The following is a 26,196-nucleotide window of genomic DNA, read 5'->3' on the forward strand; positions in this document are numbered from 1 at the left end:
TTCCTTCTCCTTTTTTTGGGCCCCGTCCTGCCTGGGGGGAGGGGCCGCCGCGGAGGGGTACGGGGGGCCGGTCAGCCCTCGAGGACGGAGATCCCCGGGAGGTCCTTGCCCTCGAGGAACTCGAGGCTCGCGCCACCACCGGTCGAGATGTGGCTGAACCCCGCCTCGTCGAAGCCGAGGATGCGGACCGCGGCGGCCGAGTCGCCGCCGCCGACGATGGTGAACGCACCGTTCGCCGTCGCGTCGACCAGGGCCTGGGCCACGGCGCGCGTGCCGCCCGAGAACGCCTCGAACTCGAACACGCCCGCGGGGCCGTTCCAGACGACGGTCTTCGCGTCGACGATCTTGCTCGCGAAGAGCTTCGCCGAGTCGGGGCCGATGTCGAGGCCGATCTTGTCGGCCGGGATCGCGTCCGCGGCGACGACCTCGTGCGGCGAGTCCGCGGCGAACGCGTCGGCCACCACGATGTCCGTCGGCAGGACGATCTCGACGCCGTTCTTCTCCGCGTCCGCGAGGTAGCCCTTGACTGTGTCGATCTGGTCCTCCTCGAGGAGGGACTTGCCGACGCCGTAGCCCTTCGCCGCGAGGAACGTGAACACCATGCCGCCGCCGATGAGCAGACGGTCCGCCTTGGTGAGCAGGTTCGCGATGACGCCCAGCTTGTCGGAGACCTTCGAGCCGCCGAGCACGACCGCGTAGGGGCGCTGCGGGTCCTCCGTCGCCTTGCGCAGCGAGTCGACCTCCTTGAGGACGAGCTCGCCCACCGCGGACGGGAGCACCTGCGCGACGTCGTAGACCGACGCCTGCTTGCGGTGCACGACGCCGAAGCCGTCGGAGACGAAGACGTCCGCGAGCTGCGCGAGGTCGCGGGCGAGCGCCTGGCGCTCCGCGTCGTCCTTCGACGTCTCGCGCGGGTCGAACCGGATGTTCTCGAGCAGCGCGACCTCGCCGTCGCCGAGCGCGGCGACCGTCTCGCGCGCCGAGTCGCCGACGACGTCCTGCGCCAGGTGCACCGGCACGCCGAGCAGCTCGCCCAGGCGGGCCGCGACGGGCGCGAGGGAGTACTTCGGGTCCGGCTCGCCCTTGGGGCGGCCGAGGTGCGCGGTGACGATCACCTTCGCGCCCGCGTCCGTCAGCTTCTTCAGCGTGGGGAGCGCGGCGCGGATGCGCCCGTCGTCCGTGATGGTCGTCCCGTCGAGCGGGACGTTGAAGTCGGAGCGGACGAGGACGCGCTTGCCGCGCAGGTCGCCCAGGGAGTCGATGGTCTTCATGCGGTCTCCTACGGTTCTGTCGCCGTCGTGCGGGACGCCGGCCGGCAGCCGGCCCGGCCCGCACATGAGGACGTCCGCGTGCGCGTCACCGGGCGGTGCCGGGACGCGCACGCGGACGCATGGTGCTACGCAGGGCTGTGCTGCGTCAGCAGATGGCTCAGAGCTTCTCGCCGACCAGGGCGGTCAGCGCGACGAGGCTGTTCGAGTAGCCCCACTCGTTGTCGTACCAGGAGACGACCTTGACCTGGTCGCCGATCACCTTCGTGAGCTTCGAGTCGAAGATGCTCTGGTGCGGGTTGGTGACGATGTCGCTCGACACGATCTCGTCGTCGACGTACTCGAGGATGCCCTTGAGCGGGCCGTCGGCGGCCGCCTTGAGCGCGGCGTTGACCTCGTCCACCGTGACCTCGCGCGAGGCGGTGAAGGTGAGGTCCGTCGCCGAGCCGGTGATGACCGGGACGCGCAGCGCGTAGCCGTCCAGCTTGCCCTTGAGCTCGGGCAGGACGAGCGACACGGCCTTGGCCGCACCCGTCGAGGTCGGGACGATGTTCTGCGCGGCGGCGCGGGCACGACGCAGGTCGCGGTGCGGGCCGTCCTGCAGGTTCTGGTCACCCGTGTAGGCGTGGATCGTGGTCATGAGACCACGCTCGATGCCGATCGAGTCGTTGAGCGCCTTGGCCAGCGGGGCGAGGCAGTTCGTGGTGCACGACGCGTTCGAGATGATGTGGTGCGCGGCCGGGTCGTACTGGTCCGAGTTCACGCCCATGACGAACGTGGCGTCCTCGTTCTTGGCCGGGGCCGAGATGATGACCTTCTTGGCGCCGGCGTCGATGTGCGCCTTCGCCTTGGTCGCGTCGGTGAAGAAGCCGGTCGACTCGATGACGATGTCGGCGCCGAGCTCGCCCCAGGGGAGGTTCGCCGGGTCGCGCTCCGCGAGCGCACGGATCTTCTTGCCGTCGACGATGATGTTGTCGTCGTCGAAGTCCACGCTCAGCGGGAAACGGCCGAGGACCGTGTCGTACTTGAGCAGGTGCGCGAGCGTCTTGTTGTCCGTGAGGTCGTTCACGCCGACGATCTCGATGTCGGCGCCCGACTCGACGATGGCGCGGTAGAAGTTCCGTCCGATACGACCGAAGCCGTTGATACCGACGCGGATGGTCACAATGCCCTCCTCAGGGCGCGCCGGTTGTCCCGACGCACACGGTTGATGCCGAACGATCACGTACGCCGTCGTACGCAGGTGGTGATCGCGCCCGTGCCCCGCTGCCCGGATCCCGGCACAGCACCCTCCGTGCTCGTGGACCGTCACGGCGACAGCCGGGACCACCCACGCCCACGAGGGGTGTCAGCGAAGGAGCACGTCGTTGTCACCTGACACTGACGAGCCTATACCAACACCACTCCGTCATGTGACCTGAATCCCATGCTTCGGGACCATCGTCCCGCCGGTGCGTGACGTCCAGGGGGCGGGCGCCGCCGCGCCCGGCTCACGGGCACACGGGCTTCGGACGACCGCCCGCGCGCCTCAGAGGTCGAGCAGCTCGGGGCTCAGCCCCGCCTCGGTGTCCGGGATGCCGAGCTCGGCCGCGCGCTTGTCGGCCGTGGACAGCAGGCGGCGGATGCGCCCCGCGACCGCGTCCTTGGTGAGCGGCGGGTCGGCGAGCTGGCCGAGCTCCTCGAGCGACGCCTGCTTGTGCGCGAGACGCAGCTCGCCCGCCTCGCGGAGGTGCTCCGGCAGGTCGGGGCCCAGGATCTCGAAAGCCCGCTCGACCCGGGCGCCTGCGGCGACGGCGGCGCGCGCCGAGCGGCGCAGGTTGGCGTCGTCGAAGTTGGCGAGCCGGTTCGCCGTGCCCCGCACCTCACGACGCGCACGACGCTCCTCCCACACGAGCACCGCCTCGTGCGCGCCGAGCCGCGTCAGGAGCGCGCTGATCGCGTCGCCGTCGCGGATCACCACGCGGTCGATGCCGCGGACCTCGCGCGACTTGGCGGACACCCCGAGGCGCCTCGCCGCGCCGACGAGCGCGAGGGCGGCCTCCGGACCGGGGCACGTGATCTCGAGCGCCGACGAGCGCCCGGGCTCCGTGAGCGACCCGTGGGCGAGGAAGGCACCGCGCCACGCGGCCTCGGCCTCCTCCACGCCGCCGGAGACGACCTGCGGGGGAAGCCCGCGCACGGGCCGGCCGCGCTGGTCGAGGAGGCCGGTCTGACGGGCCAGGGACTCGCCGTCGCGCACGACCCGCACGACGTACCGGCTGCTCTTGCGCAGGCCCCCGGCGGACACCACGATCAGCTCGCTCGTGTGGCCGTAGACGTCCGCGATGGTCTCCCGGAGACGACGCGCGGCGATGGCGGTGTCGAGCTCGGCCTCGATGACCACACGACCCGAGATGAGGTGCAGGCCGCCGGAGAAGCGGAGCATCGCGGACACCTCCGCCTTGCGGCACGAGGTCTTGTCCACCCGCAGTCGTGCCAGCTCGTCCTTCACCTGTGCCGTGAGCGCCATGCGGGACATCCTGCCACCGATGGGAGCGTGTCGCGGCGGCGTCCCGGAGCGCGGGGGCGGTCCCCGCGGTGTCGGGCGAGCACCCGGGTCCGGGCTCCTCGCGCACGCGCCCGCGAGGGGCGCAGGAGGCATCGACGGCTCAGCGGGCGGGTGAGCCGACGTCGCCGAGGACGTCGTCGAACACGTCGCGGTAGGCGGCCGCGAGGCGCAGCGCGTCGTGCCGCGGCGTGCCGTCGCCCCGGCGGACCTGCCGCTGCAGGAGCCGGGCGCCCATGCGCGCCGCGGCCTCCGCGAGCTGATCGGTGTCCTCGACCGCGGACGGGTCCGCCACGACGGCGTCGATCCGCAGCCCCGGCGCGTGCTTGTGCAGCACCTCCAGGTGCTCCGTCGCGGTGAGCCCGAACGTCTCCCCCGTCTCGCTCGAGAGGTTGAGCGTGACGCACCGCCGCGCCGGCGTCTCGTGCAGGGCGCGTGCGAGCTCGGGCACCAGCAGGTGCGGCATCACCGAGGAGAACCACGACCCGGGCCCGAGCACGACCCAGTCCGCCTCCTCCACGGCCCGCACCGCCTCCGGGCACGCCGGCGGGTCCGCGGGCACGAGCCGGAGCTGCTCGATGCGGTCGTGGGTGACCGCGACACGGCTCTGCCCGACGACGGTCTCGAGCCGGCCCTCCGCCCAGACGTCCGCCTCGATCCGGAGCGGCACCGCCGCCATGGGGAGCACGCGCCCCCGCGCCCCGAGGAGCTTGCCGACCCAGTCGAGACCGGCCACCGGGTCGTCGAGCAGCTCCCACAGCGCGACGATGAGCAGGTTGCCCACCGCGTGGTTGTCGAGGTCGCCCTGCGACGTGAAACGGTGCTGCAGGAGCGCGCTCCACGTGCGGCCCCACTCCGAGTCGTCGCACAGGGCCGCGAGCGCCATGCGCAGGTCTCCCGGCGGCAGGACGCCCAGCTCCTCGCGCAGGCGCCCCGAGGAGCCGCCGTCGTCGGCGACGGTGACGACCGCGGTGAGGCGGTCGGACATGAGCCGCAGCGCCGACAGGCTCGCGGAGAGCCCGTGGCCGCCGCCCAGGGCGACGACGGCGGGGTTGCGCAGGCTGATCACGGTGCCGGTCACTCCTTGCCGAGGTCGCGGGCCGTGACGATGACGCGCTGCCCCTGGGCGCGCAGGCGTGCGGCGATCGCCTCGCTGATCGCGACGGACCGGTGCTTGCCGCCCGTGCAGCCGACGGCGATGGTCACGTAGCGCTTCTCCTCCCCCAGGTAGCCGGCCAGCACGGGCTCGAGCGCGTTCACGTACCGGTCGACGAACTCGAGCGCGCCGGGCCGTCCGAGGACGTAGTCGCGCACGGGCGCGTCGCGGCCCGTGAGGTGGCGCAGCTCGGTGATCCAGTAGGGGTTCGCGAGGAACCGCACGTCGACGACGTGGTCCGCGTCGAGCGGCAGCCCGTACTTGAACCCGAAGGAGACCACGTTGATGCGCAGCGTCTCGGGGGTGCCGTCGGCGACGGCGGCGCGCACCTCGCGCGCGAGGTCGTGCACGGTGAGCTCGGACGTGTCGATGACGACGTCGGACCGCTCCTCCAGGCTCGCGAGCAGGCGCCGCTCCTCGGCGAGGCCGTCGAGGATGCGCCCCTCCCCCTGCAGCGGGTGCGGGCGCCGCACCTGCTCGTAGCGGCGCACGAGCACCTCGTCCGACGCGTCGAGGAACAGGATGCGGTAGAACACACCGCTCTGGCGGAGGTGGTCGAGCACCTCGACGAGGTCGGTGAAGAACTCGCGCCCGCGCACGTCGACGACCGCCGCGATGCGCTCGAGCGTCGAGCCGGACCGGGTCATGAGGTCCACGAGCGGGACGATCATGCGCGGCGGCAGGTTGTCGACGACGTACCAGTCGAGGTCCTCCAGGACCGCGGCCGCGCGGGTGCGGCCGGCGCCCGACATGCCCGTGATGATGAGCACCTCGGCCTCGCTCGGCTCGGGGGCGTGGGTCGCGGCCTCGATCGCGGGGATGCCGCTGGGGACGGTGGTCGGGGAGGGCTCCGGCACGCGGGCGGGCTGGCCCTGCGGGCTGAGGTCCGGGGTCGGCTCCGAGGTCATGCCCCCAGCATGCCAGCCGTCACGCGCGGGCCGCGGCCTCGTCCTGCGCCGGAGTGTCCTGCGAGGTCGGGTCGGGGTTCTGGGGCAGCACCGCCGAGGCGTCGTCGGGCGACGGCGTCGGGGCGCCGCCGTCCGGGGCGCCTCCCCCGAGCGCCGCGACGACCGCCTGCGCGGTCCGCTCGCCCATGCCGCGGACGCTCGCGATCTCCTCGACGCTCGCCGCGCGCAGCCGCTTGAGGGAGCCGAAGTGCTTGAGGAGCGCGGTGCGCCGCGCCGGGCCGAGACCGGGGACGTCGTCGAGCGCCGAGGCCGTCATGCCCTTGCTGCGCTGCCTGCGGTGCTGGGCGATCGCGAAGCGGTGCGCCTCGTCGCGGACGCGCTGGAGCAGGTAGAGGCCCTCCGAGGAGCGCTGCAGGATCACGGGGTACTCCTCCCCCGGCACCCAGACCTCCTCGAGCCGCTTGGCGAGGCCGCACAGCGCGACGTCGTCGATGCCGAGGTCGGCGAGGGCCCGCGCCGCGGCGGCGACCTGCGGCGGCCCGCCGTCGACGACGACGAGGTTCGGCGGGTACGCGAAGCGCGCGCGCCGGTCCACGGGCGCGTCCGGGTCCACCTCGCCGCTGCGCGGCACGTAGCCCGCCGCCTCCGCCGCGCGCTCCGCCCGCCGGGCCGCGGCGTCGGAGCCGTCGGCGACGTCGTCCGCCTCGAGGTCCAGCTCGACCTCGCCCGAGCGGGAGCGGTCGGACAGGTAGCGCTTGAAGCGGCGCGAGATCACCTCGTACATCGCCGCCGTGTCGTCGGCCGCACCGTCGCCGTCCGGGCCGCGGACCGTGAAGTGCCGGTACTCGCTCTTGCGCGCGAGCCCGTCCTCGAAGACCACCATCGACGCGACCTGGTACGTGCCCTGGTTGTGCGAGACGTCGTAGCACTCGATCCGCAACGGCGCCGTCTCGAGCTCGAGCGCCTCCTGGATCTCGCGCAGCGCCTGGCTGCGGGTCGTCAGGTCGCCCGCGCGCCGCGTGCGGTGCAGCGCGAGCGCGTGCTCCGCGTTGGCGCGGACCGTCGCGGCGAGCTCCTTCTTGTCCCCGCGCTGCGGCACCCGGACGTCGACCCGCGCGCCCCGCAGCCCGGAGAGCCACGTGGTGACCTGGTCGGTGTCCGGCGGCAGGACGGGCACGAGGACCTCGCGCGGGACGGCGTCGCGTGCGAGGTCGCGCCCGGCGCGCGTGCCGGCGTCCGCCGCGACGGCCTCCTCCGCCGCGCCGTACACCTGCTGCAGCAGGTGCTCGACGAGCTCGGCGTCCGTGACGTCCTCGACCTTCTCGACGATCCAGCCGCGCTGGCCGCGGATGCGACCACCGCGCACGTGGAACACCTGGACGGCCGCCTCGAGCTCGTCGCCCACGAGCGCGAACACGTCGGCGTCGGTGCCGTCGCCGAGCACGACCGCGTTCTTCTCCGTGGCCCGCTGGAGGGCGGCGATGTCGTCGCGCAGCCGCGCCGCGGCCTCGTACTCCATGGCGGCGGCGGCCTCGTTCATCTTGCGCTCCAGCCGGCGCACGAACCGCTGCGTGTCGCCCGCCATGAAGTCGCAGAAGTCCTCGGCCAGCGCCTTGTGGTCCTCGGGCGTGATGCGCCCGACGCACGGCGCCGAGCACTTGTCGATGTACCCGAGCAGGCACGGGCGGCCCGTCTGGTGGGCGCGCTTGAAGACGCCCGCCGAGCACGTGCGTACCGGGAACACCCGCAGCAGCAGGTCGAGCGTCTCGCGGATCGCCCACGCGTGGCCGTAGGGCCCGAAGTACCGCGTGCCGGGCCGCTTCGCGCCGCGCATCACCTGCGCGCGCGGGAACTCGTCGCCCATCGTCACCGCGAGGTACGGGTAGGACTTGTCGTCGCGGTACTTGACGTTGAACCGCGGGTCGAACTCCTTGATCCACGTGTACTCGAGCGCGAGCGCCTCGACCTCGGTGCCGACGACCGTCCACTCGACCGACGCCGCCGTCGTGACCATCGTCTGGGTGCGGTGGTGCAGGTTCGCGACGTCCTGGAAGTAGTTCGACAGACGCGCGCGCAGGTTCTTGGCCTTGCCGACGTAGATCACGCGACCGTGCTCGTCGCGGAACCGGTAGACGCCCGGCGAGGTGGGGATCTCCCCCGGCGCAGGGCGGTACGTCGCGGGATCTGCCATGTTCTCCAGCCTAGGTCAGGCCACCGACGCCGGTGGCTCGGTGGGAGCGGGCGGGGCACGGGGGGCACGGGGATACCGGGGGCACGTGAGGCGCGACGGGGCGCGGCGCCACGAGCCACGGCGACGTCGTGTGACGCGCGTCACCGGCCGTTAGGGTGGCGGCCATGAGCGCACAGCACGGCTACGCCGCGACGACCCGCTGGACCGGCGCGGGCGACCGCGGGACCGCGTCCTACACCGCCTACAGCCGCGACCACGAGGTGCTCCTGGACGGGCGCCCGCCGCTGCCCGGCTCCGCGGACCCGGCGTTCCGCGGCGACCCGACCCGGTACAGCCCCGAGGAGCTGTTCCTCGCGAGCCTGTCGCAGTGCCACATGCTGTGGTTCCTCCACCTCGCGGCTGCGGCGGGCGTCGTCGTGCGCGAGTACGTCGACGACGCGACCGGCACCATGCGCGTGGAGTCCGGCGGCGAGGGCCAGTTCACGGACGTCACGCTGCACCCTCGCGTGGTGGTCGACGACGGACCGGGCACGGACGAGGCGGCGATGGCGACCCTCCACCAGCGCGCGCACGACCACTGCTTCATCGCGCGCTCGGTGAACTTCCGGGTGCTCGTCGAGCCGGCACCCGCCCGGCGCGCCGCCGCCTGACGCGGGGAGCGCCGAGCACGCGCGGCGCACCGAGCGCGCCGCGCGGGTGCGAGCCCGCTCGAGCCCGCACCCGCACCGCACCCTCGCTAGGCCGCGGACGCCTTGCGGCGCCCGGCCTTCGGCTTCTCGTCGGTCGCCCGACGCGCCGCGGCGGACCGGCCCTTCGTCCCCTTGCCCGCCTTCGCCGCCGGCGCCGACGCCTCGGAGGTCGCCGGCGCGGGGCCGACGGGCACGGGGTCGTTCCCGTCGAGGATCTCCGCGAGGAAGCGCCCGGTGTGGCTCGCCTCGACGCGCGCGACCTGCTCGGGAGTGCCCTGCGCGACGACCTTGCCGCCGCCGGAGCCGCCCTCGGGGCCCATGTCGACGACCCAGTCCGCGCTCTTGATGACGTCGAGGTTGTGCTCGATGACGAGGACGCTGTTGCCCTTGTCGACCAGCGACTGGAGCACGCCGAGCAGCTTGCGGATGTCCTCGAAGTGCAGGCCCGTCGTCGGCTCGTCGAGCACGTAGATCGTGCGACCCGTCGAGCGCTTCTGCAGCTCGCTCGCGAGCTTGACGCGCTGCGCCTCGCCGCCCGACAGCGTCGGGGCGGGCTGCCCGAGCCGGACGTAGCCCAGGCCGACCTCGACGAGCGTCTTGAGGTGCCGCGAGATCGCGGGCACGGCGGCGAAGAACTCGGCTGCCTCCTCGATCGGCATGTCGAGGACGTCCGCGACGGTCTTCCCCTTGAAGTGGACCTCGAGCGTCTCGCGGTTGTAGCGCGCGCCGTGGCACACCTCGCACGGCACGTAGACGTCCGGGAGGAAGTTCATCTCGATCTTCAGCGTGCCGTCGCCCGAGCACGCCTCGCAGCGACCACCCTTGACGTTGAACGAGAACCGGCCCGGCGTGTACCCCCGCACCTTGGCCTCGGTCGTCTCCGCGAACAGCTTGCGCACGTGGTCCCACACGCCGGTGTACGTCGCGGGGTTGGACCGGGGCGTGCGCCCGATGGGGCCCTGGTCCACGTGCACGACCTTGTCGAGGTGCTCGAGACCGGTGACGCGCGTGTGCCGGCCCGCGACCTGGCGGGCGCCGTTGAGCTCGTTGGCCAGCACGGTGTAGAGGATCGAGTTCACGAGCGTCGACTTGCCGGAGCCCGAGACGCCCGTGACCGCGGTGAACGTCCCGAGCGGGAAGCTCACGTCGATGCCCGTGAGGTTGTGCTCGCGCGCGCCGACCACCTTGATCTGGCGACCCGGGTCGGTCGGGCGCCGCTGCGCCGGCAGCGGGATGCTGCGCCGTCCCGACAGGTACGCGCCGGTGACGGACTCCGGCGCCTCGAGCAGGCCCGCGTAGTCGCCCGAGTGCACGACGCGCCCGCCGTGCTCCCCCGCGCCCGGGCCGATGTCGACGACCCAGTCCGCGGTGCGGATCGTGTCCTCGTCGTGCTCGACGACGATGAGCGTGTTCCCGAGGTCTCGCAGGCGCGTGAGCGTCTCGATGAGCCGACGGTTGTCACGCTGGTGCAGGCCGATGCTCGGCTCGTCGAGCACGTAGAGCACGCCGACCAGGCCGGAGCCGATCTGCGTCGCGAGCCGGATGCGCTGCGCCTCGCCGCCGGAGAGCGTCGCGGCCGGCCGCTCGAGCGAGAGGTAGTCGAGGCCGACGTCGAGCAGGAAGCCGAGCCGCGCGTCGATCTCCTTGAGGACCTCGGTCGCGATGGCACGCTCGCGCGCGCCGAGCTCGAGCGACCCGAGGAACGCCGCGGCCTCGCGCAGGGGGAGCCGGCACACGTCCCAGATGGACCTGCCACCGACCTTGACCGCGAGGACCTCCGGCTTGAGGCGGGCCCCCTCGCACACGGGGCACGGGACCTCGCGCATGAAGGCCTCGTACTTCTCCTTCGACCAGTCCGACTCGGTCTCGGTGTGCCGACGCTCGAGGAACGTGATGACGCCCTCGAACCCCGTCGAGTACTGCCGCTCACGGCCCCAGCGGTTCTTGTACCGCACGTGGACCTGGTGGTTCTGGCCGTGGAGCACGGCCTTCTTCGCCCGCTCCGGCAGCGCGCGCCACGGCGTGTCCATGGAGAACCCGAGGTCGTCCGCGAGCGCCGTGAGCACGCGCTCGAAGTACTCCGACGAGATCTGCGCCCACGGCGCGACCGCGCCCTCCCGCAGCGACTTCTCGACGTCCGGGACGACGAGGTCCGGGTCCACCTCGAGACGGAACCCGATGCCCGTGCACTCCGGGCACGCGCCGTACGGCGCGTTGAAGGAGAACGTGCGCGGCTCGATCTCGTCGAGCGCGAGCTCGTGGTCGTTCGGGCACGCGCGCTTCTCCGAGAAGCGGCGCTCCCGGGCCGGGTCGTCCGCGTCCGCGTCGACGAGCTCGACGACGACGAGCCCGCCGGCGAGCCCGAGGGCCGTCTCGACGGAGTCGGTGAGCCGGCGCTGGACGCCCTCGCGGGCGACGAGGCGGTCGACGACCACCTCGATGTCGTGCTTGAGCTTCTTCTCGAGCGCGGGGACGTCCGTGAGGGTGCGCACCTCACCGTCGACGCGGGCGCGGGCGAAGCCCTTGGTCTGGAGCTCCTTGAAGAGCTCGGAGTACTCGCCCTTGCGGCCGCGCACGACCGGGGCGAGGACCTGGTAGCGCGTGCCCTCGGGCAGCTCGAGGAGACGGTCGACGATCTGCTGCGGGGTCTGCGCGGTGACGCGCTCGCCGCACACCGGGCAGTGCTGCGTCCCGGCGCGCGAGAACAGCAGGCGCAGGTAGTCGTAGACCTCGGTGATGGTGCCGACGGTCGAGCGCGGGTTGCGGTTCGTGGACTTCTGGTCGATCGAGACCGCGGGCGACAGGCCCTCGATGAAGTCGACGTCCGGCTTGTCCATCTGGCCGAGGAACTGGCGCGCGTACGCGGACAGCGACTCGACGTACCGCCGCTGCCCCTCCGCGAAGATGGTGTCGAAGGCGAGCGACGACTTGCCCGAGCCGGAGAGCCCCGTGAAGACGATGAGCTTGTCGCGCGGGAGGTCGAGGTCGACGTTGCGCAGGTTGTGCTCGCGGGCACCGGAGATGACGAGGCGATTGCTCACCGCAGCATCGTACGGCCGACCACCGACACTCGCACAGGTGTTCGACGTCACCTTCGCACGCCACGCGGCGAATGCTCACGAGCGGGCCACGCGCGGGCCCGTCGCCGTGACCCGCGTCACCGCGGTGCCGGGTATCGGCACCCTGCCCGTCGCGGCGGACGGCACACTGGGCCCATGACGTACACCGGACAGGTCGCCGTGGGCGGCCCGCACGACCTGCGACGCCTGGACGAGGTCGAGATCCGCAAGCTCGCCGTCGGGCCGCTCGCCAACGACGTCTATCTCCTCACGTGCCGACGCACCGGGGCCCAGCTCCTCGTGGACGCCGCCGACGCGGCCGACGACGTGCTCGCCCTCGTGCGGGCCGGCTCGCCGTCGGGACGGCTCGACGACGTCGTCACGACGCACCGGCACGCCGACCATCTCCGCGCGCTGGCGGAGGTCGTCGCCGCCACGGGTGCGTCGTCGGCCGCCGGCGAGGCCGACGCGGACGCCGTCGCCGCGGCGTCCGGCGTCCCGGTCGCCCGCGGCCTGCGGCACGGGGACGTCCTGCGCGTCGGCGCTCTCGACCTCGAGGTCGTCGCGCTGCGCGGGCACACGCCGGGCTCCGTCGCGCTCGCCTACCGCGAGCCGGACGACGCCACCGAGCCCGAGGCCGTGGCCGGCCGCGTGCACCTGTTCACCGGGGACTCGCTGTTCCCCGGCGGCGTCGGCAACACCGACCGGGACCCGGCGCGGTTCGCGAGCCTGCTGTCGGACGTCGTCGTGCGCGTCTTCGACCGGTTCGACGACGCCACGTGGGTCTACCCCGGTCACGGCGCCGACACGACGCTCGGTGCCGAGCGGCCGCACCTCGACGAGTGGCGCGAGCGGGGCTGGTAGCGCGGGGCTGGTAGCGGGCGGCAGGGAACGCGGCGGCGCAGCCGAGGCGCGGACCCGACCGCGCGCCGACGGGACGGCCTGGTTCACTGGCCCCATGCCGATCCACGCCGTCACCTACGTCTACGCCGACCGCCCCGCGGAGCTCGACGCCCTGCGACCCGAGCACCGCGCGTTCCTCCGCGCCCTGCACGAGCGCCGCACGCTCCTCGCCTCCGGCCCCCTCCCCGCCCACGAGGACGCACCCGCCGGAGCGCTGCTCGTCCTCGACGGCGAGACGCCCGACGACGTCGCCGCGGTCCTCGACGAGGACCCCTTCGCACGCGCAGGGCTGGTCACGGAGCGCACGGTCCGCCCGTGGTCACCGGTGATCGGCGACTGGGCGGACCGCGTCTGAGGCAGGGCACGCGCTCGCTGTCCGCACCCTTGCCGGGTCCGGCTAGCGCGCGGCGCCCCCGCGGGGGCCTGCGCCCCGCGGCGGGGTCTCCCCCGCGGCGGGCGCCTCGTCGGTCACGGTCTCCGTGGCGTCCTCCGCGGACGGCGCCGCGGTGCCGGGCTCCGCGACGGCAGGCGGCGCGCCCTGCGCGTGCAACGCACGGGTGCGCAGCAGGCTCGCGACGGTCGTCACCGCGAGCGCCCCGACGATCACCACGAGCGAGAGCCAGATGGGGACCGTCGGCACCGCCTCGAGGTGCTCGCCGCCGTTGATGAACGGCAGCGTGTTCTCGTGCAGCGCCTCGAGGATGAGCTTGACGCCGATGAACCCGAGGATGACGGCCAGGCCGATCGGCAGGTAGACGAGCCGCTCGAGCAGGCCCCCCAGGAGGAAGTAGAGCTGGCGCAGGCCCATGAGGGCGAACACGTTCGTCGTGAAGACGATGAACGGGTCCTGCGTGAGCCCGAAGATCGCCGGGATCGAGTCGAACGCGAACAGCAGGTCGGTGCTGCCGATCGCGAGGAACACGACGACGAGCGGCGTGAAGACCCGCTTGCCGTCCTCGACCGTGCGCAGCCGGCCGCCGTCGTACCGGGTGCCGAGCGGCAGGACCCGGCGCAGCGCCCGCACGGCGCGGTTCTCGTGGTACTCCTCGGGCTCGTCGCCGCCCGCCACGAGCTTGATCGCCGTGTACACGAGGAACGCGCCGAACAGGTAGAACACCCACACGAACTGGGAGATGATCGCCGCGCCCGCCAGGATGAACGCCCCCCGCAGGACGAGCGCGACGATGATGCCGACCATGAGGACGCGCTGCTGCTGCTCCCGCGGGACGGCGAAGCGCGCCATGATGATGACGAACACGAACAGGTTGTCCACGGAGAGGCTGTACTCCGTGAGCCACCCCGCGTAGAACTCCCCGGCCGGGGCCGCGCCCCCCACCGCTCCGACGACCGCCCCGAACACGAGCGCGAGCGCGACGTAGAACCCGACCCACAGCGCGCTCTCACGCATGGACGGGACGTGCGGCCGGCGCCCGACGACGAACAGGTCGACGAGGAGCAGGACGGCGAGCGCCGAGAGCGACGCCCACTCGAACCAGACGGGGAGTTCGTGAACCATCGGTGGCTAGCCCTCCGAGATCTCGGCCTCGCGCCGGCGGTCGGCGCGGTCCTTGGCCAGGCTCGCGATCGTGGTGATCGCGAGCACGACGACGATGAACCCGAGGGACAGGGCGGTCGGGATCTCCGGGATGACGGTGATGTGCTCACCGCCGTTGATGAACGGCACCTCGTTCTTGTGCAGCGCGTGGATGAGCAGCTTCACGCCGATGAAGCCGAGGATCGCCGCGAGGCCGTAGGCGAGGTAGACGAGGCGGTCGAGCAGGCCGTCGATGAGGAAGTAGAGCTGGCGCAGGCCGAGCAGCGAGAACGCGTTGGCCGCGAACACGAGGTACGTCTCCTGCGTGAGGCCGAAGATCGCGGGGATCGAGTCGACGGCGAACAGCAGGTCGGCGCTCCCGATCGCGATCATGACGATCAGCATCGGGGTGATGAAGCGCTTCCCGTCGATCTTGGTCGTCATCTTGTCCTCGACGTACGACTCCGTCGTCGGGAACAGGCGGCGGGTCAGCTTGAGCGCGCCGTTCTCGTGGAACTCCTCGTCGTGGCCCGAGCCCGCCTTCACCTGGGCCCACGCCGTGTAGAGCAGGAACGCCCCGAAGACGTAGAAGATCCAGCTGAAGTTCTCGATGAGCGCCGCGCCCAGGAAGATGAAGATGGTCCGCAGGACGAGCGCGATCGTGATGCCGATCAGCAGGACCTTCTGCTGGTACAGCCGCGGCACGCGGAAGCTCGTCATGATGAGGACGAAGACGAAGAGGTTGTCGACCGACAGGCTCTTCTCGGTGATGTAGCCGGCGAAGTACTCGCCGCCGTACGTCGAGCCCCAGACGGCCCAGACGATGCCGCCGAACGCGAGCGCGACGGCGACGTAGCCCGCGGACCACCAGCTCGCCTCGCGCAGGCTCGGCGCGTGCGGGGTCCGCACGTGCCCGACGTAGTCGACGGCGAGCATCGCGAGGATGACGCCGACGGTGACGATCCAGACCCAGACGGGGACGTCCATGCAGAAACCTCCGGTACGTAGCACTGAGTACCGAAGGTCTCTTCCGCCACGCACCGCCAGGCGCGCGCGTCCGTGACGCGGGCTGGTGGTTGCGGGACCGGCGACACCGGGCCGACGACTGCGCCGACCGTGATGACGACATCACCGCGGAGGAATACTCCCCTTCAACGAGGAGCCAGCATAGGCCATCGCTCCTGCTCGTGTGACAACACCACGCCACCGTGGACTGTTCCGCGGGCGCGCCCAGGACGGCGCCCGGCCGGTCCCCCGGAACCGATCAGGCCGTCGCGGCGTGCATCTGGCGCAGCTCCTTCTTGAGCCCCGAGATCTCGTCGCGCAGCCGCGCCGCGAGCTCGAACTGGAGCTCGCCCGCGGCCGCGTGCATCTGGTCGCTCAGCTCCTGGATGAGCTCCGCGAGGTCGCTCGCCGCGGCGCCCGCGAGCCGGTTGCCCGACGACGCACCCTCCTTCGGCCCGCCGGGCACCGGAGCCTTGCCCTTCGCGCCCTTGCCGGGCTGGCGGTAGCCGCCGGCCAGGAGCTCGGCGGTGTCCACGTCCTCGCGCGCGAGCATGTCCGTGACGTCGGAGATGCGCTTGCGCAGCGGCGTCGGGTCGACCCCGTGCTCGGTGTTGTACGCGATCTGCTTCTCGCGGCGGCGCTCGGTCTCCTCGATCGCCGCGGCCATCGCCGGCGTGATCCGGTCCGCGTACATGTGCACCTGGCCGGACACGTTGCGGGCCGCGCGGCCGATCGTCTGGATGAGCGACTTGGGCGAGCGCAGGAAGCCCTCCTTGTCGGCGTCCAGGATCGCGACGAGCGAGACCTCCGGAAGGTCGAGACCCTCGCGCAGCAGGTTGATGCCGACGAGGACGTCGTACTCGCCGAGGCGCAGCTCGCGCAGCAGCTCGACGCGGCGCAGCGTGTCGACCTCGGAGTGGAGGTAGCGGACCCGGACGTCCTTCTCGAGCAGGTAGTCCGTGAGGTCCTCGGCCATCTTCTTGGTGAGCGTCGTGACCAGCACGCGCTCGTCACGGTCGACCCGCTCGCGGATCTCGTGCAGGAGGTCGTCGATCTGGCCGGTGGTCGGCTTGACGATCACCTCCGGGTCGACGAGGCCCGTCGGGCGGATGATCTGCTCGACCACGCCGTCCGACATCGAGAGCTCGTAGTCGCCCGGCGTGGCCGACAGGTACACCGTCTGGCCGATGCGCTCGACGAACTCCTCCCAGCGCAGCGGGCGGTTGTCCATCGCGCTCGGCAGGCGGAACCCGTGGTCCACCAGGCTGCGCTTGCGCGACATGTCGCCCTCGAACATCGCCCCGATCTGCGGCACGGTCACGTGCGACTCGTCGATGACGAGGAGGAAGTCCTCCGGGAAGTAGTCGAGGAGGGTGTTCGGGGGCGAACCCGCCTCGCGGCCGTCGATGTGCCGCGAGTAGTTCTCGATCCCCGAGCACGTGCCGATCTGGCGCATCATCTCGATGTCGTAGGTGGTGCGCATGCGCAGGCGCTGCGCCTCGAGCAGCTTGTTCTGCCGCTCGAGCTCGTCGAGCCGCTCCGCGAGCTCGGCCTCGATCGAGGAGATGGCCCGCTCCATGCGCTCCGGGCCGGCGACGTAGTGCGTCGCGGGGAACACGTGGATGCTCGGCTCGGAGCGGATGACTTCTCCCGTGAGCGGGTGCAGCGTCTGGATGCTCTCGATCTCGTCACCGAAGAACTCGATGCGGACCGCGAGCTCCTCGTAGACCGGGATGATCTCGACCGTGTCCCCGCGCACGCGGAACGTGCCGCGCGTGAACGCCATGTCGTTGCGCGTGTACTGCATGGTGACGAACTGCCGCAGCAGGTCGTCCCGCTCCACCTGCATGCCGACGTCGAGGCGCACCATCCGGTCGACGTACTCCTGCGGGGTGCCGAGACCGTAGATGCACGACACCGACGCCACGACGACGACGTCCCGGCGCGTGAGCAGGGAGCTCGTCGCGGAGTGGCGCAGCCGCTCGACCTCGTCGTTGATCGACGAGTCCTTCTCGATGTAGGTGTCCGTCTGCGCGATGTACGCCTCGGGCTGGTAGTAGTCGTAGTACGAGACGAAGTACTCGACCGCGTTGTTCGGCAGCAGCTCGCGGAACTCCGTCGCCAGCTGGGCGGCGAGCGTCTTGTTGGGGGCCATGACGAGCGTGGGGCGCTGCAGCTCCTCGATCAGCCAGGCCGTCGTGGCGGACTTCCCCGTACCGGTGGCACCGAGGAGCACGACGTCCTTCTCGCCCGCGCGGACGCGCTGCGAGAGGTCCGCGATGGCCGTGGGCTGGTCGCCCGACGGCTGGTACTCGGAGATGACCTCGAACGGAGCGGTGGCGCGCTGGAGATCGGTCACGGGACGCATGCGTCCACGGTACGTCGCGCCACCCACATCGTTCGCGCGAGCGCCTCGACCGGCCGCTCGCTCCCTACACCCGAAATCACCCGTGCGCAATTTGGAAGGCGTGGTGCCGAACCCCTAGTGTTCCCACGACCAGCCCGCTCCCCGACGCCCGTGGAGCACCGGCGACCGGGCCGACCACGGGCGACGAGGTCCGCGCGCGGCCCTGTCAGCACGACCGACCCTCGACCTGGAGCCCCCATGCGCCTGAACCCCGCGCGCCCCCGCGGTATCCCTCTGATCCTCCTCACGACCCTGGCCCTGTCGGCCGGGCTCGCCGCACCCGCGAGCGCCACGCCCGCCGTCGGTGCCGACGACGTCTGCTCCGCGGACGCCACGACCCGCCCCGTCGGCGTGTACGAGCTCACGGCCGTGGAGGACACGGGGGTCGGCATCTGGGCCGGCGGCGGGCTCACCGTCACGACCGCGACCGAGCTCGAGGGCCGCGTCGTCGTCGGCGGGGACGCCGACCTCGCCGGGGCGGGCTCCCTCAACGTCGGGACCGCGGGCGGCGGCGGCTCGGGGATCACCCCCGCGGGCGGGACCGACATGCTCGTCGTCGGCGGCGACCTCGCCTCCGCGCGGAACACGCAGGTCGGGTTCCACGCGTCGCGCGGCGGCAACGTCGTCGTGGGCGGCACGATCACGGGCGCCGTCCCGAGCACGGAGAGCGCGAACGCGCTCGGCACGCACGGGTCCGTGCGGCAGGGCGTGGGCCGGGACGCGGCGCTCGCCCCCTACGAGGAGCTTCCCGCGCTCGTCGCCGGCATCGCCGCCGACGCGACCGACGGCGCCGAGGAGGTCGCCCCCGAGAACGGCGTCCTGACCGTCGAGGCGGGCGCGCGGTACGCCCTCACGGCGGAGGGCGCCGCGTCGCTGCGCGAGCTGCACGTCACGGGCACCGGCCCGGTGCTGCTCAGCGTCAGCGGCTCCACGGTGCGCATCCCGTCCCTCGCGTACGTCGCGTACGACGGCGTGCGCCTCTACCAGGCGACCCAGTACCTGTCGTCCCACTTCCTCTGGGCGTTCCCGGACGCGACGCAGGTCGCGCTCGGCACGAACGACCAGTTCCCCGGCACGATCGTCGTCCCGCGTGCCGACGCGACGCTCACGGTCTCCACGTCGACCAACGGGCGCGTCCTCGCGAACGGCGCGGTCGCCTACACCGGCGGGGCAGGCATCGAGCACCACAACTACCCGTTCGCAGGCCCGTGCGAGCCGGTCCCCGTCGTCACGGAGCCCGAGCCCGAGCCGTCGCCCGAGGCCCCGACCCCGGGGGGCACCGAGACGACGACGCCCCCGACGACCACCGAGACCCCCGGCACCGGGGTGCCGACCGAGCCCGCGGCGGAGAGCGCGCCCTCCCCGGAGGCGACGCCCGTCGCGAGCGCGGACCCGACGCCGTCGGCCGCGCCCACCGGTGAGTCCGCGGCGGGGAGCGGGCTGGCCTCGACCGGCGCGTCCGTCGTCGTGCTCGCCGTGGTGGCGGCGCTGCTGCTCGCGGGTGGCGCGACGCTGCTCGTCGTCGTCGCCCGACGCCGCGCGGCGAGCTGACGCCCGAGCGCCGGGGCCGGCAGGACGCCCTGCCGGCCCCGGCGCCCGCTCAGCTCTCGGAGCCCGCGGCGACCCGCGGCTCGGGCGCGCCGCGCAGGGCCTGGCGCACGATCGCGGCGACGGCCGTCACCTGGTCCTCGATGGGTACCACGCCGGCATCCGGCACGTGCACGAACCCCGCACGGCGGCCCGGTGCGGAGCCCCAGTGGTGCATGAGGGCGTAGAACACGTCGTTGCACACGTACGTGCCCGCCGTCCCGGACACCTCCACGGGGACGCCGACCTCCCGGACCGCGAGGAGCGACGCCTTGAGCGGGAGCGTGGACCAGTGCCCCACGGGCGCCCCCGGCACGACGGGGACGTCGACCGGCTGCGCTCCGGCGTTGTCAGGGATCCGGGCGTCGCGCACGTTCACGGCCACGCGTTCGAGGCGCACGCGTCCGGCACCGCCCGCGAGCCCCAGCGCGACGACGACCTCCGGGTCGTGCTCGCGCACGGCGGCGTCGAGCGCGGGCCAGGCGCCGGCGAACGTCACGGGGAGCCGGACGGCGACGACGCGGTCCCCCACGAGCTGCTCGCCGCGCTCGGCGAGCAGCTCGGCGGTCTCCCACGAGGGGTTCGTGGCGTCGCCGCCGAAGGGCTCGAAGCCGCTCACCACGACCGTCACGCCTCGCGCTCCTCGAGCTCCGCGAGCGCTTCCGCGTCGACCTCCGCGCGCACACGGGCCCAGAGCGCGTCGACCTGCGTGCGCAGCGCGTCGGGCTCGCCCGACCCGTCGAGGGTGACGTCCGCGGCCGCGAGGCGCGCCGCGTCGTCGGCCTGCGCGGCGAGCCGCGCACGCGCCTCGTCCTCGCTCAGCCCGCGCGACGAGACGAGACGGTCCACCCGGACGTCCTCGGGCGTGTGCACGACCACGACGCAGTGGAACCGCGCCGGGTCGCCCGTCTCGACGAGGAGCGGGATGTCGTGCACGACGACGGCCCGCGGGTCGGCCGCGCCGGCGGCGGCCTCGCGCTCGGCGGCGAGCCGCCGCACCTCGGGGTGGACGATCGCGTTGAGCCGCTCGCGCGCGGCGTCGTCGCCGAACACCACGCGTCCGAGCGCAGGCCGGTCGAGCGCGCCGTCCTCGTCGAGCACGCCGGGGCCGAACGCCTCGACGACCTCGTCGAGCCCGACGGTGCCGGGCGCGACGGCGTCCCGCGCGAGGGCGTCGTAGTCGACGACCACCGCGCCCAGCTCGGCGAAGCGGGCGAGCGCGACGGACTTCCCCGCCGCTATTCCTCCGGTCAGGCCGATGCGAAACATGCGTCCATCCTGCCAGCCGGCGCACCGCCCCGCGTCGGGGCGGCTACCGGCCACCGCGTGGCGCTCAGCCGTGGGACCCGGCGCCGGGGAGCTGCTCGGGCGTGGCGCCGCCGTCGGGCCGCTCGCCCGCGACGGCGCGCAGGAGCCGGAGCAGCTCGGCGCGCTCGTGCGCGTCCAGGCGGGCCAGCAGGGTGCCCGCGCTCGAGGAGCGCTCCGCCCCGACCTGCTCGACGACCTCACGCCCACGCGGGGTGAGCTCGACGAGCGTGGCGCGCCGGTCCTGCGGGTCCGGGGTGCGGCGCACGAGGCCGGCCCGCTCGGCGTCGTCGACCTTCGAGGTGACCGAGCGCGGCGCGACGTCGAGGGCCGACGCCACCGCGCCGAGCCGGCACGGTCCGTCGCAGCGGGAGAGGAAGCGCAGCATCCGGAACTGGCCGGGCGTCGTCCCCGCGGGCTCGAGCCGCTCGCTCGCCTCGCGGCGTACGCTGCGCAGCGCGGCGTGCAGGAGCGCGAGGAACTCCCCCGCCTCGTCGGGGGAGGCGGCCCGGCCGCCCGGGGGTGCGCCCGGCGTGGCAGGCTGGCTCGGGTCGGTCGTCACGAGGCGAGCGTACCGGGACCGGTCCCACTTGTGGTATCGGCTCATTGTGAGTTAGACTCACTATCGTTTCGCGCGAGCGATCCTCGGACCGCGCCCGCCGGACGGCCACCGCCGCCGCGGACGACGCGCCCCTCCCCCACCCAGGAGGCCCCATGTCTTTCCCCTCACCCCTCCCCGGCCACGGCGGCCCGCGCGGCATGCGCTCCTTCCGCCAGGACTCCTCCGTCACCTCCCGGCGGCTGCACCGCGGCACGATCCGCCGGGTGCTCACGTTCGCCCGGCCCTACCGGCGCCAGCTCGCCGCCTTCCTCGTGCTCATCTCCGTGGACGCCGCCGCGGGCGCGGTCACCCCGCTGCTCTTCCAGCGCATCATCGACGACGGCATCACCGCCGGGGACGTCGGCCTGGTCGTCGCCCTCTCGGCCGTCGCCGCCGGTCTCGCCGTGCTCTCCGGCGCGCTCGGCGTGGCGCAGCGCTGGTTCTCCTCGCGCATCGGCGAGGGGCTCATCGTCGACCTGCGCACCGCCGTCTTCGACCACGTCCAGCGCATGCCGCTCGCCTTCTTCAGCCGGACGCGCACCGGTGCGCTCGTCCAGCGCCTCAACGGCGACGTCCTCGGCGCCCAGCAGGCGTTCACCTCGACCCTGTCGAACGTGTTCTCCAACCTGCTCACCGTCGTGTTCGTGCTCGCCGCGATGCTCTCGATGTCGTGGCAGCTCACGCTCCTCGCGCTCACCCTCCTGCCCGCCTTCGTCCTGCCCGCCCGCTGGGTCGGCAAGCGTCTCGCCGCGATCACGCGCGAGAGCTACGAGCTCAACGCCGAAGCGGCGCAGACGATGAACGAGCGCTTCAACGTGGCGGGCGCCCACCTCGTCAAGGTGTTCGGCGACCCCGACCGCGAGTCGTCCCGGTTCGCCGCCCAGGCACGGCGGGTCCGCGACATCGGGGTGCGCCAGGCGATGTACGGGACCGTGTTCCGCGTCGGGCTGACCGTCGTCGCGTCCGTCGCCGTCGCGATCGTCTACGGCCTCGGCGGCGTCATGGCCATCTCGGGCTCGCTCACCGTCGGCACCGTCGTCGCGCTGACCGCCTACCTGGGCCGCCTCTACGGCCCCCTCACGGCCATGTCGAACGTCCAGGTCGACGTCATGACGGCGCTCGTCAGCTTCGAGCGCGTGCTCGAGGTGCTCGACCTCGAGCCCACCGTCACGGACGCCCCCGACGCCGACGACCTCGCCGCGGCCGTCGCGCGCCAGGGCGCGAGCCTCGAGCTCGACGGCGTGACCTTCCGCTACCCGAGCGCGGCCGAGGTCTCCCTCGCCTCGCTCGAGTCCGTGGCGGTGGAGGGCACCGACCCGACGACCGACACGCTCCACGACGTCTCGTTCTCCGTGCCCGCGGGCGCCATGGTCGCGCTCGTCGGGTCGTCCGGCGCAGGCAAGACCACCGTGTCGCAGCTCGTGACGCGCATGTACGACCCGAGCGCCGGCCACGTGCGGATCGCCGGTCGCGACCTGCGCGACGTCACGCAGGAGAGCCTGCACGACGCCGTCGGCGTCGTCACGCAGGAGGCGCACCTCTTCCACGACTCGATCGCGGAGAACCTGCGGTACGCCAAGCCCGACGCGACGGACGCCGAGCTCGAGTCCGCCCTGCGGCGCGCGCACGTGTGGGACGTCGTCGCCGCGCTGCCGTCCGGCATGGACACCGTGGTGGGCGACCGCGGCTACCGGATGTCCGGCGGCGAGCGGCAGCGCCTCGCGATCGCGCGGGTGTTCCTCAAGGCCCCGCAGCTCGTCGTCCTCGACGAGGCGACGGCGCACCTCGACTCGGACTCCGAGGCGGCGGTCCAGGCCGCGCTCGCCGAGGCGCTGCGCGGGCGCACCTCGCTCGTCATCGCCCACCGGCTCTCGACCGTCCGCGAGGCCGACCTCATCGTCGTGCTCGACGCCGGCCGCGTCGTCGAGACGGGCACGCACACCGAGCTCCTGGCGCGCGGCGGACGCTACGCCACGCTCTACCGGACGCAGTTCGCCGACTCGCCCGCGCCGTCGGGCAGCGACCCGGCCCCGGCCCCCGTGCCGGCGACGGCGACCGCCTGACGGCCGAACCGCCGACCAGGCGGTCCCAGCTCGTCGACCAGGCGGTCCCGGCTCGTCCGCGGCCACTGACGGACCAGAACCACCTGGTCGGCGCGTGGGTGCCAGGGTGCGTGCGTACCGACACGGCGAAGGCCCGCCACCCCGAGGGGTGGCGGGCCTTCGTCTGCTCAGCGTGGCGTCCCGCGCGGGGCCGCCGGCCGGGTCAGTTGCCCGTGAGCTTCTCGCGGAGCGCGGCGAGCGCCTCGTCCGACGCGAGCGTGCCCGTCGCCTCGGCGGCCGGGGCCGACGAGTAGGACGTGCTGGACGACGACGACGAGCTCGAGGAGCTCGTGCTCTCGCCCGACGCGGCGTCGTAGTCGGCCTTGACGGCCTCGGCGACCTGCTTGCGGTGCGCCTCCCAGCGCTCGTGCGCCTTGGCGTACTCCGCCTCCCACGCCTCGCGCTGCGTCTCGAAGCCCTCGAGCCACTCGTTGGTCTCCGGGTCGAAGCCCTCGGGGTACTTGTAGTTCCCCTGCTCGTCGTACTCGGCGGCCATGCCGTAGAGCGCGGGGTCGAAGTCGTCCGACTCCGGGTCCACGCCCTCGTTGGCCTGCTTGAGCGACAGCGAGATGCGGCGGCGCTCGAGGTCGATGTCGATGACCTTGACGAAGACCTCGTCACCGACGTTGACGACCTGCTCCGGCAGCTCGACGTGGCGCACGGCCAGCTCCGAGATGTGCACGAGGCCCTCGATGCCGTCCTCGACGCGCACGAACGCACCGAAGGGGACGAGCTTGGTGACCTTGCCCGGCACGACCTGACCGATCGCGTGGGTCCGGGCGAACGTCTGCCACGGGTCCTCCTGCGTCGCCTTGAGCGACAGCGAGACGCGCTCGCGGTCGAAGTCGACGTCCAGGACCTCGACCGTGACCTCCTGGCCGACCTCGACGACCTCGGACGGGTGGTCGATGTGCTTCCAGGACAGCTCGGAGACGTGCACGAGACCGTCGACACCGCCGAGGTCCACGAACGCACCGAAGTTGACGATCGAGGAGACGACACCGGGGCGCACCTGGCCCTTCTGCAGCGTCTGCAGGAAGGTGGAGCGGACCTCGGACTGCGTCTGCTCGAGCCAGGCACGGCGCGAGAGGACGACGTTGTTGCGGTTCTTGTCGAGCTCGATGATCTTCGCCTCGATCTCCTTGCCGACGTACGGCTGGAGGTCGCGGACGCGACGCATCTCCACCAGGGAGGCCGGGAGGAAGCCACGGAGGCCGATGTCGAGGATGAGACCACCCTTGACGACCTCGATGACGGTGCCGGTGACGACGCCGTCCTCCTCCTTGATCTTCTCGATCGTGCCCCAGGCGCGCTCGTACTGGGCGCGCTTCTTGGACAGGATCAGACGGCCTTCCTTGTCCTCCTTCTGGAGGACGAGGGCCTCGACCGCGTCGCCGACGTTGACGACCTCACCGGGGTCCACGTCGTGCTTGATGGACAGCTCGCGGGAGGGGATGACGCCCTCGGTCTTGTAGCCGATGTCGAGGAGGACCTCGTCGCGGTCCACCTTGACGATCGTGCCTTCGACGATGTCGCCGTCGTTGAAGTACTTGATGGTCGCGTCAACGGCGGCGAGGAAGTCCTCCTCGGTGCCGATGTCGTTGACGGCAACCTGGGGTGCGGACTTCGCGGGGGTAGAGATGGTCATTGAGTTCGATGCTCCGATGCGGACAGGTGTAGTCGAGCGGGTAGGGTTTCTCGGCGCGTCTCCCGCCGACGCCCCCGGACGCTCCGACGCCGTGGTCGACGTCGTGGCTCGGGATGAAGGCGGGCGCAGCGCACCGCCGTCCACCTTATCCGGGTGTCACCCCGGCGGTCAACGCGGTCGCGCGCGCCCCGCCGGGGCGTCCCGGCTACCGGTTCCGCGTCACGCGAGCACGCGCGCGACCCGCAGCAGCTCTTCCGGGACCCGCTTGGGGCGGCCCGCGACCTCCGCGAGCGGCACGAGCTCGACGCGCTCGCCCCGCAGCGCCGTCATGACGCCCGACGTCCCCGCGCTCACCGCGTCCACGGCCGCGACGCCGAAGCGGCTGCCGAGGATCCGGTCGGTCGGCGTCGGCTCGCCCCCGCGCTGCACGTGCCCGAGCACCGTGAGCCGGGTGTCGAACCCGGTGCGCTGCGCGATCTCGGCGCTCACGCGCTCCCCGATGGACCCGGCGACGATCTCGCCGAACCGGCCGAGCTGCTGCGTGAACTCCATCGACGACCCCTCGCGCGGCACGGCGCCCTCGGCCACGACGACGATCGAGAAGTTCGCGTGGGCGCGGTGCCGGTGCCGGAGGAACTTCACGACCTGGTCGATGTCGAACGGCTGCTCCGGCGCGAGCACGACCTCCGCGCCGCCGGCGATGCCCGCGTTGACCGCGATCCAGCCGGCGTGGCGGCCCATGACCTCGACCACCATGACGCGGTTGTGGCTCTCCGCCGTCGTGTGCACGCGGTCCAGCGCCTCCGTCGCGATGTTCACGGCGGTGTGGAACCCGATCGACAGATCCGTGCCCTCGACGTCGTTGTCGATCGTCTTGGGGATGGCGACGATCTTCACGCCCGCCTCCGCGACGCGGCTCGCCGCGTGCAGCGTGCCGTCGCCGCCGATGCAGATCAGCGCGTCGAGGTGCTCCGCCTCGACCGTCGCGAGCACGGCGTCCATGCTGCCGTCCTCCTCGCGCGGGTGGAACCGGGCCGTGCCGAGCAGCGTGCCGCCCACGGGCAGGACGTTCCGGATGTCCTGACGGCCGAGCGGGTGCACGTCGCCGTCGACGACGCCGCGCCAGCCGTTGCGGAAGCCGATGATGGTGTGCCCGTACTCCCCCGTCCCCTGCTTGACCACGGCCCGGATCGCCGCGTTCAGGCCGGGGCAGTCGCCCCCGCCGGTGAGAAGTCCGATGCGCACCTGTTCCTCCGTCTCGTCGTCGCGTCGCGCGTCCTCGCGCGCA

At 72.8% G+C, this 26,196-nt stretch carries 21 protein-coding genes; 6 read left to right on the top strand and 15 right to left on the bottom strand.

The genetic code is table 11. The annotated features are described in order from the left end of the window. Positions 1-71: 71 nt before the first annotated feature. The 6 genes from AC3WT4_RS19400 to uvrC form a co-directional block, all read right to left on the bottom strand. Positions 72-1,271: a phosphoglycerate kinase gene (locus tag AC3WT4_RS19400; RefSeq protein ID WP_074806675.1), complete on the bottom strand. Its 1,200-nt coding sequence runs from the start codon at positions 1,269-1,271 to the stop codon at positions 72-74. A 157-nt stretch (positions 1,272-1,428) separates the two neighbouring features. Continuing rightward, positions 1,429-2,433: a type I glyceraldehyde-3-phosphate dehydrogenase gene (gap, locus tag AC3WT4_RS19405; protein ID WP_061267764.1), complete on the bottom strand. Its 1,005-nt coding sequence runs from the start codon at positions 2,431-2,433 to the stop codon at positions 1,429-1,431. 363 nt (positions 2,434-2,796) lie between these two features. Continuing rightward, positions 2,797-3,777, bottom strand: a complete 981-nt coding sequence (gene whiA / locus AC3WT4_RS19410) for a DNA-binding protein WhiA (RefSeq protein WP_034655142.1) — start codon at positions 3,775-3,777, stop codon at positions 2,797-2,799. 139 nt (positions 3,778-3,916) lie between these two features. Continuing rightward, on the bottom strand, positions 3,917-4,882 hold the full coding sequence (locus tag AC3WT4_RS19415) for a gluconeogenesis factor YvcK family protein (RefSeq protein WP_492316256.1): 966 nt from the start codon (positions 4,880-4,882) through the stop codon (positions 3,917-3,919). 8 nt (positions 4,883-4,890) lie between these two features. Further along, the gene (gene rapZ / locus AC3WT4_RS19420; RefSeq protein WP_051028082.1) at positions 4,891-5,877 is read right to left on the bottom strand and encodes an RNase adapter RapZ; all 987 of its coding nucleotides are present in this window, start codon (positions 5,875-5,877) and stop codon (positions 4,891-4,893) included. Between the two features lie 19 nt (positions 5,878-5,896). After that, complete coding sequence (gene uvrC / locus AC3WT4_RS19425; protein WP_074806682.1) at positions 5,897-8,068, bottom strand: excinuclease ABC subunit UvrC; 2,172 nt, start codon at positions 8,066-8,068, stop codon at positions 5,897-5,899. Positions 8,069-8,232: 164 nt separating this feature from the next. Between uvrC and AC3WT4_RS19430 the strand changes: the two genes are divergently transcribed. Continuing rightward, complete coding sequence (locus AC3WT4_RS19430) at positions 8,233-8,718, top strand: OsmC family protein (protein ID WP_074807271.1); 486 nt, start codon at positions 8,233-8,235, stop codon at positions 8,716-8,718. Positions 8,719-8,804: 86 nt separating this feature from the next. On the opposite strand, the gene uvrA is transcribed toward AC3WT4_RS19430, so the two are convergent. After that, positions 8,805-11,798: an excinuclease ABC subunit UvrA gene (gene uvrA, locus AC3WT4_RS19435; RefSeq protein WP_074806685.1), complete on the bottom strand. Its 2,994-nt coding sequence runs from the start codon at positions 11,796-11,798 to the stop codon at positions 8,805-8,807. A 37-nt stretch (positions 11,799-11,835) separates the two neighbouring features. On the opposite strand from uvrA, the gene AC3WT4_RS19440 reads away from it, so the two are divergent. The 3 genes from AC3WT4_RS19440 (at position 11,836) to AC3WT4_RS19450 (ending at position 13,074) form a co-directional block, all read left to right on the top strand. Further along, a complete protein-coding gene (locus AC3WT4_RS19440; RefSeq protein WP_167405646.1) occupies positions 11,836-11,976 on the top strand; it encodes a hypothetical protein in 141 nt (46 codons plus the stop codon). Further along, the gene (locus tag AC3WT4_RS19445) at positions 11,973-12,680 is read left to right on the top strand and encodes an MBL fold metallo-hydrolase (RefSeq protein ID WP_492316257.1); all 708 of its coding nucleotides are present in this window, start codon (positions 11,973-11,975) and stop codon (positions 12,678-12,680) included. Before AC3WT4_RS19440 ends, AC3WT4_RS19445 begins: the two co-directional genes overlap by 4 nt. Before the next feature lie 94 nt (positions 12,681-12,774). Further along, positions 12,775-13,074 carry a YciI family protein gene (locus AC3WT4_RS19450; protein ID WP_492316258.1) on the top strand — a complete coding sequence of 100 codons (300 nt, stop codon included), beginning with the start codon at positions 12,775-12,777 and terminating at the stop codon, positions 13,072-13,074. A 42-nt stretch (positions 13,075-13,116) separates the two neighbouring features. Here the strand turns inward: AC3WT4_RS19450 and AC3WT4_RS19455 are convergent, their stop codons facing one another. The 3 genes from AC3WT4_RS19455 to uvrB form a co-directional block, all read right to left on the bottom strand. Further along, positions 13,117-14,235 (bottom strand): TerC family protein, encoded by a 1,119-nt coding sequence (locus AC3WT4_RS19455; RefSeq protein WP_492316259.1) that lies wholly within the window; start codon positions 14,233-14,235, stop codon positions 13,117-13,119. 6 nt (positions 14,236-14,241) lie between these two features. Beyond that, entirely contained in the window at positions 14,242-15,240 is a 999-nt protein-coding gene (locus tag AC3WT4_RS19460) for a TerC family protein (RefSeq protein WP_074806696.1), read from the bottom strand. A 277-nt stretch (positions 15,241-15,517) separates the two neighbouring features. Then, positions 15,518-17,626, bottom strand: coding sequence for an excinuclease ABC subunit UvrB (uvrB, locus tag AC3WT4_RS19465; RefSeq protein ID WP_074806700.1), 2,109 nt, complete (start codon positions 17,624-17,626; stop codon positions 15,518-15,520). Between the two features lie 237 nt (positions 17,627-17,863). On the opposite strand from uvrB, the gene AC3WT4_RS19470 reads away from it, so the two are divergent. Continuing rightward, positions 17,864-19,216: a choice-of-anchor A family protein gene (locus AC3WT4_RS19470; protein WP_492316260.1), complete on the top strand. Its 1,353-nt coding sequence runs from the start codon at positions 17,864-17,866 to the stop codon at positions 19,214-19,216. Between the two features lie 49 nt (positions 19,217-19,265). Here AC3WT4_RS19470 and AC3WT4_RS19475 read toward each other — a convergent pair whose 3' ends face one another. The 3 genes from AC3WT4_RS19475 to AC3WT4_RS19485 all read right to left on the bottom strand — a co-directional run bounded on the left by AC3WT4_RS19475 (position 19,266) and on the right by AC3WT4_RS19485 (position 21,119). Further along, the gene (locus AC3WT4_RS19475; protein ID WP_074806706.1) at positions 19,266-19,883 is read right to left on the bottom strand and encodes a pyroglutamyl-peptidase I; all 618 of its coding nucleotides are present in this window, start codon (positions 19,881-19,883) and stop codon (positions 19,266-19,268) included. Further along, on the bottom strand, positions 19,880-20,521 hold the full coding sequence (coaE, locus tag AC3WT4_RS19480) for a dephospho-CoA kinase (protein WP_074806709.1): 642 nt from the start codon (positions 20,519-20,521) through the stop codon (positions 19,880-19,882). The genes AC3WT4_RS19475 and coaE overlap by 4 nt, the downstream gene beginning before the upstream one ends. A 64-nt stretch (positions 20,522-20,585) precedes the next feature. Then, on the bottom strand, positions 20,586-21,119 hold the full coding sequence (locus AC3WT4_RS19485; RefSeq protein WP_257417192.1) for a MarR family winged helix-turn-helix transcriptional regulator: 534 nt from the start codon (positions 21,117-21,119) through the stop codon (positions 20,586-20,588). 152 nt (positions 21,120-21,271) lie between these two features. Here AC3WT4_RS19485 and AC3WT4_RS19490 point away from each other — a divergent pair, with 152 nt between their 5' ends. Beyond that, entirely contained in the window at positions 21,272-23,221 is a 1,950-nt protein-coding gene (locus AC3WT4_RS19490; protein ID WP_257417194.1) for an ABC transporter ATP-binding protein, read from the top strand. Positions 23,222-23,423: 202 nt separating this feature from the next. Here the strand turns inward: AC3WT4_RS19490 and rpsA are convergent, their stop codons facing one another. Next, positions 23,424-24,908: a 30S ribosomal protein S1 gene (gene rpsA, locus AC3WT4_RS19495; protein WP_074806716.1), complete on the bottom strand. Its 1,485-nt coding sequence runs from the start codon at positions 24,906-24,908 to the stop codon at positions 23,424-23,426. Between the two features lie 219 nt (positions 24,909-25,127). Further along, complete coding sequence (locus AC3WT4_RS19500; protein WP_074806718.1) at positions 25,128-26,153, bottom strand: 6-phosphofructokinase; 1,026 nt, start codon at positions 26,151-26,153, stop codon at positions 25,128-25,130. Positions 26,154-26,196: the final 43 nt, after the last annotated feature.

The organism is Cellulosimicrobium sp. EB106-03-01-XG111, assembly GCF_058792115.1.